Below are 13280 nucleotides of genomic sequence, written 5' to 3' on the forward strand. Positions count from 1 at the left end.
GTCTTGTCCATGAAGCCTGGGATCAATTGCCGCCGACCGAAATCGCCGTGATCTTGCCGACGCCGCTGTCACCTGCGGAATCATATTCTATGGTGATCTGATCGCCGGCCCTCAGCCCCTCGGGCACAAGCTCGCCCGCCGGTGCCAGATCCCACACCGTTCTGTCATCCAGAATGAGGACGTGATCGACGCGGTCATAGGCAACGACGACACCGCTGGTCGAATCAGCCAGGGCAGGGCTTGCCAGCATTGATCCGAGAATTACGGCTGCAGGAAATAGGCGCATGACATCCTCCATACGGCTTGATGAGTGCTGAATGTGCGCTCGTCCTGCCGTTCCCGCAAGAGGGGGAAATGCGATAAATATGCGAGCCTTTCACCCCCTGTTCGTGCGGCCGGGTTTCAGTCCTTCGATAGGAAATCGTCGACCGTCAGACCGCGGCGGCCGGCCTCCAGATAGTCGTCGGTGGTGCGGGTGCGGCGCTGATGCGCAATGGCAAACGGATCGGCCCCGTCCCGCGACAGGGCCTCGAGCCGGCAGCTCTCGCACATGTGGATCAGGGAGCGGCGTTCGTCGCTGTCAAACATCCAGTTGCCCTCCAGGCGTCGCTCCACCGCGCGCAGCATGCCACCGGCGGCAAAGGCCTTTCCGCACGACGTGCAGCAGGCGGGTTCATCCTTGTGCAGCGTCACCGGTTGCATGACGCTGGCTGCGAGGTTGAAGCGCGGCGAAAGTGTGATGGCTGTTTCCGGGCAGGTCGCCTCACAGATTCCGCATTGCACGCAGGCCGATTCGACAAAGCGCAATTCCGGCGTGTCCGGCGTGTCACGCAGCGCATCGGCCGGACAGCACGACACGCAGGCCATGCACAGCGTGCAGGCGGCGGTGTCCACATGAACGGTTCCATAGGGCGCATTGGCAGCCAGCGGCACAATGGTCGATACGGGCTTGCCGGCATCGGCAAGAACCAGCAGCGCCGCGCGGGCCACTTCGCGCTTGCCGCCCAGCGGAACCGGCGCAGCGCGGGAGATTTCCGGCAGCTCGGGCAGCGTGTAGAGTGCGCTCTCAACCTGATCGGGATCGGATTCAAGCAGCGTCACGATCCGTCCGGTCTTGTGTCCGAAACCGCAAAGCAGCGCCTCGGTCAGCGCGGCCTCCTCTGCCACCGCACCGAACTCATCGGCCTTGTGCGGATCGCCGAGCACGACGATCTGGCGAAATCCGGCGGCGAGCGCCGCGCTCATCAGGTCATGGCCGACGCCGCTTGTCGCATGCATTTCCAGCGGGATCACCCGCGCCGGCAGGCCGCGGCCAAACCGTGCCATGGCTCCGATCAGCGGCGAGCCATGACCGGCGTCATGCAGCAGCAGCACCGGCGCCTTTCCGCCGGCGGCAAGATAGGTGCGCGCAAGCATCTGCACGCGGGAGATCTGGTCGGTCCGCGGCGGATAGGCATAGGCCACCGCGCCAGTCGGGCATTGGGCGGCACAATTTCCACAGCCGCCGCAAATGCCCGGATCGACGACGATGATGTCGTCATGTCCGGTGATCGCGCCGGCCGGACATTGATCGATACATTTCGTGCAGCCGGTCTTGCGCGAGCGCTCATGGGCGCAGATCGAGGCGTCATAGGTGACATAAAGCGGTTTTTCGAAACTGCCGGAATAATCGGCTGCCTCGAGCACTGCTTCCAGCACCGCCACCGGATTGCCGGGGTCAGCGCGGAAATAGCCGTCGCGGCCATGCGACCGGGTGAAAAGGGCGGTGTCGCCGGACATGTCGAAGATGACGCTGCAGCTGGTTCTTGCCCCGTCGCGCGCCATGGCGAATTCCGGCCGCGCCCTTGAAGACGGCAACAGCGCCGCATAGCCGTCGACAACCAGTTCGAAAGCGCCCAGCGATCCGGCGGCTGTGCTGACGCGGCCGGCAAAGACCGGAAACTGCAATTCCGACGGCAGCACAAGGTCATCGTTCCGGGTCAGAAGCAGCGTCACCGACAATGTCCGATTGAGCCGCTCGGCCGTATCAAATGCCGCCTGTCCGCTGCCGATCACCAGGCAAAGTCCGTCACTTTCAATCGCCCTCAGGCGCGCCGGCGTGACCGGCAGTTTTGCCGCCGCCAGCAGCGCTGCCATCTTCGGCGCGGTCGATGCGGTGTCGGCGGTCCATCCGGCCATCTCGCGAATATTGACGAAAGACAGCGCCTGATGGCCGGCCTCCGCGGCGATTTCCTCGAACAATGGACGTTCCTGGGTGCAGGAAATGCAGATCGGATCTTCGCTCGCCAGTGCAGCCTCGATCACGTTGATTTCGCTGCGGCACAGGTGATGATGCGCCGAGACATGTGCATGGCTGCCACCCAGTTTTTCCGGGTTCAGAACCATGGTTTTTTCGCAGTCGCATACAAAAAGACGGGTTGCATCTAAAACCATTGGACCACCCTTGTTGTTTCCCCAAACACCTTATACTTTCAACGACAAGAGACAACCGTGATTGCCTCAACACCGTGGAGGGACTGACCGGCGTGTCGCGGGAATTGACCATAATGCTCGGGGTGATTGCGGAAAAGCGGCAATCAGTTTCGCGGTGGGCCAAGGACTACTGGATGCCCGTCGGTGTGATGCTGGCGCCGGCAGAGCTCAATCCCGGCGACGTTCTGGTCAGTGACGACCGCATGACCCGCTATTATATGGGTCGGGTCGATCTCACCTGTTTTGCCGCCGACACCGAAGCCTATGTCGAAAACTTCAACAGCGGCACCCCGGCGCTCTATGTGGTGCTGCGGCGCGACAGCGAAAACCTGCATCCGCTTGACTGGTATGTCCAGAGCGTCACGGCATCGCCGCACGCAGCACAAGACTACGAAGTCGGCAGCGAAGACATTGTCGAGCGCTTGCCGATGCCGCCGGAGATTTCCGAGGCCATTCTCGAGTTCCTGGATGCCTACCACGTCGAGACACCCTTCATAAAACGGCGGCGCGACAAGCTTGATCTCGAAGAACAGAAATTCGGCAAGCATCCGATTTTCCTGTCCCGCAAGCGCTCAGATAACGGGGATCTCGATGGCTGAAGACAAGGACGGTTTTCTGTCGCGCTGGTCCAGGCGCAAGCAGGCGCATGAGGCCAATCCCGAGAGTGACCTGGATTCGCCCGAGGTGCTCGATGCCACAGACGCCAATGGTCCGCTGGCTGAAGAGCTTGAAGCGGAAGAGGCACGTCTGCTTGTCGAAATCGAGGAAGCGGAAGCCAATCGCCTCGTCGCCGAAGCGGTGGATCTGGAAGAGATCGAGCCTGGGTTTGATTTCTCGATCTTTCTCAAGCGCGGCGTGCCCGGCCAGTTGCGCAAGAAGGCCTTGCAGAAATTCTTCAATTCCAATCCGGTTCTGGCCAATCTCGACGGGTTGAACGACTATGACGAGGATTACAACAACCCGCTGCACATGGTCTACAAATCTTCATGGGACGTGACCCGCGGGTTTCTCACTGAAGCCGAGAAGCTGTTGCAGCAGGCCACGGGACGGCTGACCGAGGATGAACCGCTCGATGAGGAGCCGGAAGAGCTGGCTGAAGACGACGCGGAACTGACGGACGATGCAGCGGAGCTGGAGGATGATGCCTCGGAATTGACAGCGGAAGACAGCGAAATGCCGGATGACGATCAGCCTGGCTCGACGGATGAAGCCGAGATTGCCAGCAATGCGGCAGATGTGGATGACACACCGGATCAGGAGCCGCCGCAACAAAAGCGGGTCTCGATCCGGCAACGGATGAACGGGTGAAGCTCGTGTCAGACCGACGGATCAGCCAGATGATTGCGCAGCATCTCTGTATAGGCGGCGGCCATTTCGGTGACGAAGGCCTCGTGTTCGGCCACGTCCATCACATTCTTGGCGACAAAGGCATTGTAGCGCGCCGCGCCATAGAGAAACGCCATGTGGATGTCGGTGGCGGGAATCTTGGAATTGGCCGCATTGGCAACCCGGATGAACCCGGCCAGTCTGACAAATTTCTCCGTCTCGGAGCTTTTGTCGGTGCGTGCCGTGCCGTTTTCGGTGCCGTTCATGCCGGGATTTCCTCGTTACTCGATTTCTGTCGACGCGCAGTTGCCGAAACCATGACGAACACTGCGGCAACCGGGATGCACTATCGACCATGGGGTTTGCTGTGACAATCGCCACTGCCCAGATTCTGGATCAGCTCAAGCGGGTCAAGGGGCCCGAGCTGATCGGCAATATTGTTGATCTTGGCCTGGTGTCCGGAATTGTCATCGAGGGTGATCAGCTCAGCTTTTCCATCACTGTGCCCGCGAGGCTCGCCGATCAACTCGAACCATTGCGCGCCGCGGCCGAAAAGGCCGCTCTGGCATCGCCCGGCGTTGCCGGGGCGCAGGTGACGCTCAAAGTGGACGATACTGAAGAAACCGCGAGCCCGCCGCCACAGCCGGTCCGCTCCGCGCCATCGGTGTCCCAATCCGAGGCCATTCCTCCGCCGATGCAGAAACGCGCTCCGCCACCCACGCCAGCGCCGGGAGCCAAGGCGCCTGTGCCCGGGATCGGCGCCATTATCGCGGTCGCCTCGGGCAAGGGCGGTGTCGGCAAGTCCACCACCTCGGTCAATATCGCGCTGGCGCTCCAGGCCAGCGGCTTGCGGGTCGGTGTCCTTGATGCCGATATCTACGGACCCTCGATGCCGCGCCTGCTTGGCCTGTCCGGGCGGACGCAGAGCGGGGAAAACCGCGTTCTGATCCCGTTCGAGGCTTTCGGCCTCAAGGTGATGTCGATGGGCTTCATTGTCGAGGAGGACACGGCCACGGCGTGGCGCGGGCCGATGGTGATGCAGGCGCTGACGCAGATGCTGCGCGAAGTCGCCTGGGGCGAGCTGGATGTGCTTATTGTCGACATGCCGCCGGGTACCGGTGACGCACAACTGACCCTGGCGCAGAATGCTCCGCTGGCCGGCGCGGTGATCGTGTCGACGCCGCAGGATCTGGCACTGATCGATGCCCGCAAGGGACTGAAGATGTTCCGCAAGGTCGATGTGCCGATTTTGGGCATTGTCGAAAACATGAGCTATTTCCAGTGCCCTGATTGTGGCGGTCGGCAGTCCGTCTTCGGCCATGGCGGCGCCCGTGCAGAAGCCGAGCGCATCGGCGCTCCGTTTCTGGGCGAAGTGCCCTTGGTCATGGCGATCCGCGCGACTTCGGACGGCGGCACCCCGATCGTGGTCTCGGATCCCGACAGCGAGCAGGCGCGCATCTACAGGGACATTGCCAGCGCGATGTGGACCCGGCTGACCGAGGAACGCATCTTGGCGGGGGGTCAGGGATAGGCCATGCAGGACTTCGCGGGTGCATTCGGGCTGGCTTTCCGGTTGATCGCGTCGGGCGATGCGGATCTGTTTGAAATCGTCGGGCTTTCGATGCGCGTCAGCCTGACGGCGTTGCTGCTCTCCTGCCTGGTCGGGTTTCCGATCGGGGCTCTGCTGGTGGTGCGCAAGTTCTTCGGTCGCGGCATCGTCATTGCGCTGGTCAATTCGATGATGGGCTTTCCCCCGGTGGTGATCGGATTGCTGGTCTATCTGGCTTTGTCACGGGCCGGACCGATGGGCTCGTTCGGGCTGCTTTACAGCCCGGCAGCGATGATCATTGCGCAGACGCTGCTGATTGCGCCGATTGTTGCGGCCTTGTCGCGGCAGGTGCTTGAAGCCCTGCAGGCAGAATATGACGAGCAATTTCGCTCGCTCGGGATCTCGCGCGGACGCGCCGTGCTGGCGCTGATCGTTGACGGCCGCTACGGCCTGGTGACGGTGGCGCTGGCCGGTTTTGGTCGGGCGGTAGCCGAGGTCGGCGCGGTGATGATCGTCGGAGGCAATATTGACCATCTGACCCGGGTGATGACCACGGCGATTGCCCTTGAAACCTCCAAGGGCGACCTTGGCATGGCACTGGCGCTGGGGATCATCCTGATGAGCATCGCCATTTCGGTCAATCTCGGCGCCGGCGCGCTGAGGTCGATGGCGGAAAGGCAGGCCTATGCCTGATCTTGTTCCGGTGACGCCCCCATCATCCTCCGCCGCTGGCACGCAGACGACGCGCGACCGGATCATGCCCGGCGCGCTCAGGATCGACGGCCTGTCGCTGAAGATCGCCGGAAAAACACTGGTCAATATCGGCAGGCTCACGCTTGATCCCCGATCCGTCACCGTCATCATGGGACCCAACGGAGCCGGCAAGAGCCTGCTGCTGCGGCTGGTTCACGGGCTGATTGCGCCGACACAGGGCTGGATCAGCTGGGGCGAGGTGGCCTGTGGTGAAGCAACCCGGTCGACCCAGGCGATGGTGTTTCAGAAACCGGTGCTGCTGCGCCGCTCGGTGGCCGCCAATATCGATTTCGTGCTGCGGCTGCGCGCCGGAACATCTGCTCAGCGCAAGGCGCGCTGCGAAGAACTGCTGACCCGCGTTGGCCTGTTGGGACAGGCGGACCAGCCGGCGCGGCTTCTCTCAGGTGGCGAGCAGCAGCGGCTGGCGCTGGCGCGCGCGCTGGCGACTCGGCCAAAGGTGCTTTTGCTTGACGAGGCGACGGCCAGTCTCGACCCGGCTTCGGTCCAGATGATTGAGCAGATCGTGCTGGCAAGCAGCACCGATGAGACAAAGGTGATCTTCGTCACCCATGATATCGGCCAGGCGCGTCGCCTGGCCGATGACGTCGCGTTTCTGCATCACGGAGAACTGGTCGAACACCGGCCGGCAGAAGCGTTTTTTGTGCAGCCTTCATCCGAAGCTGCAAAGGCCTATTTGGCGGGCCGGATTGTTCTTTGACGAAAAAATTGAACCAACCGAGGAGAAACAAGATGACATCAAGAACCACCCTGTTCGGAGCCGCGCTGCTCTCCGTTCTGGCGACGGCGGCTTCTGCCGAAGACCCGTCGATCCTGGTTCAGTCGACGACATCGACACAGAATTCGGGTTTTTACGATTATATCCTGCCGATCTACAAGGAAGAGACCGGCGTGACGGTCAATGTGGTGGCTGTCGGCACAGGCCAGGCCATCAAGAATGCGCAGAATTGCGATGCCGATGTGCTTCTGGTCCACGCCAAATCGGCGGAAGAGAAATTCGTTGCCGACGGGTTTGGCGTGGCGCGCTCCGATCTGATGTACAATGATTTCGTCATCGTCGGCTCGTCGGCAGATCCGGCAGGAATTGCCGGCGGCAATGATGCGGTTTCAGCCTTCAAGACCATTGCCGAAAAACAGGCCCTGTTTGCCTCGCGCGGCGATGATTCCGGCACCAACAAGGCTGAACTCAAGCTTTGGAACCAGGCCGGCGTCGATATCACATCGGTTTCGGGCGACTGGTATCGCGCCACCGGGTCCGGCATGGGCGCGACCCTGAATGCGAGTGTCGGCATGGGCGCCTACACGATGTCTGATCGGGCAACCTGGATCAGCTTCGGCAACAAGGGTGATTACCAGATCGTGGTCGAAGGCGACCCGGTGCTGTTCAATCAATATGGCATTATTCTGGTCAATCCGGACAAGTGCCCGAGCGTCAAGGCCGAGCTGGGCCAGCAGTTCATCGACTGGATGATTTCGGCGCATGGTCAGGAATTGATTGCCGGCAACACGCTGGACGGAAAACAACTGTTCTTCCCCAACGCCAAGCCCTGATCAGCTGTCAATTCCAAACTCTGAAAAGGGCAGGAATGACACCATTTCGCCTCGGGCCACAGAGGTCACACTCTCGGTGATCTCGATCAGGCCGGTGGCCTGACGCAGACCGGAGATCAGGCCGGAGCCGTCGCGTGTGAATTTATGCGCGACGGGCCGCCCGTCCGGTCCCGGTTCAAGCCAGCCGCGCCAGAATTCGCGGCGGCCGGGTTTCTTGGTCGGCACATCGAAGCCCGCTGCCACGGGGAAGCGGATTGGTTCGCGGTAGCTGCCACCGCCGAGCACGGTCAGCGCCGGACGGACATAAAGCAGGAAACAGACAAAGGCCGCGACCGGATTGCCCGGCAGGCCGAGAAAGACGCAATCGCCGATTTGTCCAAAGCTCATCGGCCGCCCCGGCTTGACTGCGATCTGCCAGAGATGGCGGATGCCCAAAGTATCGATGGCATTGATGATATGGTCTTCGTCGCCGCGCGAGGCGCCGCCACTGGTCAGGATGACATCATGGGTCTTGGCTGTTTCGGCCAGCGTGGCCTCAATCAGCGCGGCGTCATCGGGCAGGATGCCGAGATCGGTGATCTCGCAGGGCAGGGTGTCAAGCAGCGCATGCAGCATCGAACGGTTGGAATCATAGACCTGTCCCTGGGCAATCTCGGCGCCGGGTTCGAGCAATTCATCGCCATTCGACAGGATCGCCACCCGGATGGGCGCCCGCACTTTTACCCGCGGCAAGCCGAACGAGGCGAGTGCCGCCATATCCTGCGGCCGGAGCCGCGACCTGCTTTGAAGCACAGCGCTGCCCGCGGCGACATCTTCACCGGCACGGCGGGCATTGGCGCCGCGCTTGAGTGTCAGCGGAACAGTAACCTGATCGCCCTCGACGGTGCAGTCTTCCTGCATGGCCACCGTATCAGCCCCTTCGGGCATCGCGGCCCCGGTGAAAATCCGCGCGGCCTGGCCCGGTTCCAGCCGGTGGTTGGCGAGATCTCCGGCGGCAATGCGGGTGACCACAGGCATCGGGCCGGTGACAGGGGCGGCAAAGGCATAGCCATCGACGGCGGAATTGTCATGCAGGGGCACATTGCGCGGGGCGATGATGTCGGAGGCAAGCCAACGGCCCGAGGTCTGGACCAGTGGCAGTTCCTCGACGCCGGTTACCGCCGACAGCCGGCCGGTCAGGATCGTCAGGCATTCCTCATGGCTGAGCCGGTCCTTGTCGGTGAGAAAGCAGTCGTTGAGTAGCTTGCGTGACGTCATGCGGCAGTCTCTCCCAATCCGGTCTTGCGCGCGATCATATCGGCGATGCCGCTGATGTCGTCCAGCGCAAAGACGGGGACATGTGCGTCGGTAATGGCATGATCGGCGGCAATGGCGCAAATGCCGGCGTCGGCACCCGCCAGCGGTTCGCTGTCCGATGCGGCAAGCCGGCGCGCCTCGATCTTCGGGTGGCTCTCGCGCTTGTAGCCTTCGATCAGCACCAGATCACAGGGTGACAGCCTGGCCAGCATGTCCTTGAGCGACGGCTCATCGGCCTCGCCGAGTTCATGCATGATCGCCCAGCGGCGGCCCGAAACAATCGCCACCTCTCCAGCGCCTGCCTGACGATGGCGATAACTGTCGGTGCCTTGATGATCGACATCAAACAGATGATGCGCATGTTTGAGCGTGGCAACGCGAAAGCCGCGGCGGGTGAATTCCTCCACCAGCAGGCAGGTCAGCGTGGTCTTACCGGAATTCTTCCATCCGGTGATGCCGAAGACGCGCTGGGTCATGCGCTCGTTCCGGCCAGATAGCGCTCCGCCTCGGCCAGTTCCTCGGGTGTGTTGGCGTTGAAAAACGGATCGGGCGCATCGTCTCCACCGGCCTCGAAATCGCAGAACGCGAAATCATGCCGGTGCACCCAGGCCAGCACCTTCATGGTGTCGCTGGTGGCCAGCCACTCAGCCAGATCCTGACGCAGCGCCACCGGCCAGAGCCCGAACACCGGATGCCGGTTGCCATCCGAGCGGGCAATGACGATGCGCTCAGGCCCGGCCAGCGCGGCAAAGCGCGCGACCAGATCAAGCGGCAGGAACGGCGTGTCGGTTGCGGCACTGACAAGATGGGTGACTCCCGGCAGGGTCGAAGCCCATTCGAGCCCGGTCAGCACACCGGCAAGCGGACCGGCATGGCCGCCGATGGTGTCTGGCAGAACAGGCAGGCCGAATTGCAGATAGGGTCCGGGATCTGCATTGGCATTGATCGCCAAGGTTCCAACCTGCGGCGCGATCCGGTCGACCACCCGCGAAATCATGCTTTGTCCGCCAAGCAGTTGCAGTCCCTTTTCGCCGCCACCCATCCGCCGCGACAATCCACCCGCCAGCACCAGTCCCGCAATGTGGCCGCTCATGATTCGTCCTCCACAGCACCCTTGCGGCGATGCCGCGGGGCTTCCCGGGCTGCCTCGGTCGGATCGCCGTCGAATTCGATCCGCTCCAGTCCCGCCAGTGCCAGGAATCGCTTGCCGCGCGCCCGTCCGATCAGCGTCAGTCCGGCCTTGTGGGCAAGCTCGACGCCCCAGGCGGTGAAGCCGGAGCGCGAGACCAGAATCGGAATGCCCATCATCACGGTCTTGATCACCATTTCCGAGGTCAGTCGCCCGGTGGTGTAGAAGATCTTGTCGTCGGGTTTGACCTTGTTCATGAACATCCAGCCGGCGATCTTGTCGACCGCATTGTGCCTGCCGACATCCTCCATATAGACCAGCGGCACATCGCCCTGGCACAGCACGCAGCCATGGATGGCGCCGGCTTCGAGGTAGAGGCTGGGTGCGGTATTGATCTTGTGGGTCAGCGTGTAGAGCCAGGAGGTCTTCAGTCGTGCCTCCGGCGCCAGATGAATGTCGGAGAAATTCTCCATCACGTCGCCAAATACGGTTCCCTGGGCGCAGCCGGAGGTGCGCACTTTTTTCTGCAGCTTGGTCTCGTAATCGGTCTCGCGCTCGGTGCGCACCACCACCACTTCGAGTTCCTCGTCATAATCGATTGCGGTGATCTCGTCATCGGCATGCAGCATGTTCTGGTTCAACAGATAGCCGACGGCCATCAGGTCCGGATGATCTCCGATCGTCATCATGGTGACGATTTCCTGGCGATTGAGATAAAGCGTCAGCGCCTTTTCGGTGACCACGCGTGTGGTCACCGTGGCGCCGAGATGGTCGACTCCGGTCACCTCGGCGGACAGCCGCGGATCGGAGGGATCGGTCTTGAGCAGAAAGCCATCATCAGATGGCGGATTGACTATCGTCACAGGGGCAACTTTCACTTCGAGCAATTCGCCGGGATGCTAAAGCGATTTCGCTTAAACGCAACTCGTTCCGGACGGTGTCTCAGGCGCGATTGCGTATCGGGCTTGTGATCGCCGTGCCCCGGTCAGAAGCCCGGCCGCCGATAACCGATTTCGTCAGGCGCTATTCCATATGCGCCCAGACAGGTCGGATCGGGTAAAGCCGCAAGGAGCCAATCAGTATTCTCTGCTCTGGAGCCAGTGTTTACAAGCTTCTGCTTCGGGGCCAGGGTGCTCAAAGCGGGATGAGCCGGCGCAGCCGGGCGGCATCTGGAATTTGGATTCTCCGGCGCCAGCCTGGTCTGGCGCGTCAACAGAAAGACAGAGACATATGACAAGCTTCGCCCTACGCGTTCAATGCCAGTCCCGGCGTGGCATTGTCGCAGCCGTATCGACCTTTCTGGCTGAGCAGAATTGCAACATCACCGACAGTGCCCAGTTCGATGATGTCGAGACCGGCAATTTCTTCATGCGGATGAGTTTCAGATCCGAAGGCGGCCGCAGCATCGACGATCTCGTCAACGGATTCGCCTCGGTGTCGAAGGCTTTCGACATGGAGGCCGAGTTTTTCGACGAGGCGGTCAAGCGCAAGATCGTCATCATGGTGTCGGGCTTCGGCCATTGCCTCAACGACCTGCTTTACCGCTGGCGGATCGGCGGCCTTCCGGTCGAGATCGTTGCCGTCATCTCCAATCACATGGATTACCAGAAGCTGGTGGTAAATCACGACATCCCGTTTCACTGCATCAAGGTGACAAAGGCCAACAAGCCGGATGCCGAAGCGCGGATCATGAACGTGGTGGAAGAGACCGGTGCGGAGCTGATCGTGTTGGCGCGTTACATGCAGATTCTCTCCGACGACATGTGCCAGAAGATGTCCGGGCGGATTATCAATATCCACCACTCCTTTCTGCCGTCCTTCAAGGGCGCCAACCCTTACAAACAGGCCTTCGAGCGTGGCGTGAAGCTGATTGGCGCGACCTCGCATTATGTCACGGCGGATCTGGATGAAGGGCCGATCATCGAGCAGGACACCATACGTGTCACCCACGCACAGTCGGCCGAGGACTATGTCGCGCTCGGTCGTGATGTCGAATCCCAGGTGCTGGCCCGCGCCATCCATGCCCATATCCACGGCCGGGTTTTCGTCAACGGCAACAAGACGGTGGTGTTTCCGCCATCGCCGGGCTCGTTTGCCTCCGAACGCAGGGGCTGAGACGGCGAGCCCTGAGTTGCCTCCCTGTCGGCCCTGGCCCGCGCGCTGTTCCTTGCGCGGACACCGCTCTAAACAGGCATGTGGCGTTCGAACGATGCATCCGAACGCCACATGCAGGCAGCGCCATCGAATGGATCGCCTCCATTTCATCGGTTTTCCTGACGTGGTAAGGCTCGCTGCGATGACAGCCGTTTCATCGGCTACAATCCTCGCGACGAGGACAACATGGGAAAGGATCGCAGGATGTCAGATCTCCTGGTGCACCCGGCTGGAAAGACCGGCAAGATTCATGACATTACGGTCGAAAGCGCCAAAACGCCCAAATCACCAGGCTGGAACTATGTCGGCTTTGGAGTGTATCGCCTGAAAGCCGGTGAAAGCGCCGCGGAGGCGACCGGCGACCGCGAGGCGATCCTGGTGCTGGTTGAAGGCAAGGCCAACATTTCGGCCGGCAGCGAGAGCTTTGGCGAACTCGGCCAGCGCATGAATGTATTCGAACGCACCAAGCCCGCCTGTGTCTACGTCCCCAATGACAGCGACTGGACAGCCACGGCGACAACGGATTGCACGCTGGCCATCTGCACCGCGCCCGGCACGGGCAATCACACCGCACGTGTGCTCGAGGTTCCGGATCTCGCCACCCGCGGCAAGGGGTCCAACACACGCTATATTTTCCCGATCGCCATGGAAGAAAGCGATGTCGCGGATTCGCTTCTTGTCACCGAGGTTTTCACCCCTGCGGGCAACTGGTCGTCCTATCCGCCGCACCGTCATGACGAGGACAATTATCCTGACATGACCTATCTGGAAGAGACCTATTATCACCGTCTCAATCCCGAGCAGGGCTATGGCCACCAGCGGGTCTTTACCGAGGACGGGTCACTGGACGAAACCATGAGCGTCTCGAACCACGACGTGGTGCTGGTGCCCAAGGGTCATCATCCCTGTGGCGCGCCGCATGGCTACGACATGTATTATCTCAACGTGATGGCCGGTCCGATGCGCAAATGGCGGTTCCAGAACCACCCCGATCACGACTGGATCGCCCAGCGCGACGCCTGATTTCGTGTG

General features: G+C 61.6%; 15 protein-coding genes. 8 read left to right on the forward strand and 7 right to left on the reverse strand.

The features are described 5' to 3' along the window. Positions 1-22: 22 nt before the first annotated feature. Positions 23-286, reverse strand: a complete 264-nt coding sequence (locus OEG82_RS06475) for a hypothetical protein (RefSeq protein ID WP_267611617.1) — start codon at positions 284-286, stop codon at positions 23-25. A 116-nt stretch (positions 287-402) separates the two neighbouring features. Beyond that, complete coding sequence (locus OEG82_RS06480) at positions 403-2385, reverse strand: 4Fe-4S dicluster domain-containing protein (protein ID WP_267611618.1); 1983 nt, start codon at positions 2383-2385, stop codon at positions 403-405. Positions 2386-2525: 140 nt separating this feature from the next. Between OEG82_RS06480 and OEG82_RS06485 the strand changes: the two genes are divergently transcribed. Next, a complete protein-coding gene (locus OEG82_RS06485) occupies positions 2526-3071 on the forward strand; it encodes a DUF3305 domain-containing protein (protein ID WP_267611619.1) in 546 nt (181 codons plus the stop codon). Next, a complete protein-coding gene (locus OEG82_RS06490) occupies positions 3064-3780 on the forward strand; it encodes a DUF3306 domain-containing protein (protein WP_267611620.1) in 717 nt (238 codons plus the stop codon). Before OEG82_RS06485 ends, OEG82_RS06490 begins: the two co-directional genes overlap by 8 nt. A gap of 8 nt (positions 3781-3788) precedes the next feature. Here OEG82_RS06490 and OEG82_RS06495 read toward each other — a convergent pair whose 3' ends face one another. After that, positions 3789-4064 carry a DUF3144 domain-containing protein gene (locus tag OEG82_RS06495; RefSeq protein ID WP_267611621.1) on the reverse strand — a complete coding sequence of 92 codons (276 nt, stop codon included), beginning with the start codon at positions 4062-4064 and terminating at the stop codon, positions 3789-3791. 89 nt (positions 4065-4153) lie between these two features. Here OEG82_RS06495 and OEG82_RS06500 point away from each other — a divergent pair, with 89 nt between their 5' ends. From OEG82_RS06500 to OEG82_RS06515, 4 genes are read left to right on the forward strand one after another with little or no spacing between them, the layout of a single operon-like run. After that, positions 4154-5329, forward strand: a complete 1176-nt coding sequence (locus tag OEG82_RS06500) for an Mrp/NBP35 family ATP-binding protein (protein ID WP_267611622.1) — start codon at positions 4154-4156, stop codon at positions 5327-5329. Positions 5330-5332: 3 nt separating this feature from the next. Next, a complete protein-coding gene (locus OEG82_RS06505) occupies positions 5333-6040 on the forward strand; it encodes an ABC transporter permease (protein ID WP_267611623.1) in 708 nt (235 codons plus the stop codon). Further along, the gene (locus OEG82_RS06510) at positions 6033-6818 is read left to right on the forward strand and encodes an ATP-binding cassette domain-containing protein (protein WP_267611624.1); all 786 of its coding nucleotides are present in this window, start codon (positions 6033-6035) and stop codon (positions 6816-6818) included. Before OEG82_RS06505 ends, OEG82_RS06510 begins: the two co-directional genes overlap by 8 nt. Positions 6819-6850: 32 nt before the next feature. After that, positions 6851-7669, forward strand: a complete 819-nt coding sequence (locus OEG82_RS06515; protein ID WP_267611625.1) for an ABC transporter substrate-binding protein — start codon at positions 6851-6853, stop codon at positions 7667-7669. Here OEG82_RS06515 and OEG82_RS06520 read toward each other — a convergent pair whose 3' ends face one another. From OEG82_RS06520 to fdhD, 4 genes are read right to left on the reverse strand one after another with little or no spacing between them, the layout of a single operon-like run. Next, a complete protein-coding gene (locus OEG82_RS06520) occupies positions 7670-8926 on the reverse strand; it encodes a molybdopterin molybdotransferase MoeA (RefSeq protein ID WP_267611626.1) in 1257 nt (418 codons plus the stop codon). Further along, positions 8923-9441, reverse strand: a complete 519-nt coding sequence (gene mobB, locus OEG82_RS06525) for a molybdopterin-guanine dinucleotide biosynthesis protein B (protein WP_267611627.1) — start codon at positions 9439-9441, stop codon at positions 8923-8925. Before mobB ends, OEG82_RS06520 begins: the two co-directional genes overlap by 4 nt. Further along, the gene (gene mobA / locus OEG82_RS06530; RefSeq protein WP_267611628.1) at positions 9438-10058 is read right to left on the reverse strand and encodes a molybdenum cofactor guanylyltransferase MobA; all 621 of its coding nucleotides are present in this window, start codon (positions 10056-10058) and stop codon (positions 9438-9440) included. The genes mobB and mobA overlap by 4 nt, the downstream gene beginning before the upstream one ends. Further along, positions 10055-10981 carry a formate dehydrogenase accessory sulfurtransferase FdhD gene (gene fdhD, locus OEG82_RS06535; protein WP_425497555.1) on the reverse strand — a complete coding sequence of 309 codons (927 nt, stop codon included), beginning with the start codon at positions 10979-10981 and terminating at the stop codon, positions 10055-10057. The genes mobA and fdhD overlap by 4 nt, the downstream gene beginning before the upstream one ends. Before the next feature lie 343 nt (positions 10982-11324). Between fdhD and purU the strand changes: the two genes are divergently transcribed. Beyond that, positions 11325-12209 carry a formyltetrahydrofolate deformylase gene (purU, locus tag OEG82_RS06540; RefSeq protein WP_267611629.1) on the forward strand — a complete coding sequence of 295 codons (885 nt, stop codon included), beginning with the start codon at positions 11325-11327 and terminating at the stop codon, positions 12207-12209. 243 nt (positions 12210-12452) lie between these two features. Then, on the forward strand, positions 12453-13271 hold the full coding sequence (gene iolB / locus OEG82_RS06545; protein WP_267611630.1) for a 5-deoxy-glucuronate isomerase: 819 nt from the start codon (positions 12453-12455) through the stop codon (positions 13269-13271). The last annotated feature ends 9 nt before the right edge of the window (positions 13272-13280 follow it).

The organism is Hoeflea ulvae (genome assembly GCF_026619435.1).
GTDB classification, from domain to species: domain Bacteria; phylum Pseudomonadota; class Alphaproteobacteria; order Rhizobiales; family Rhizobiaceae; genus Hoeflea; species Hoeflea ulvae.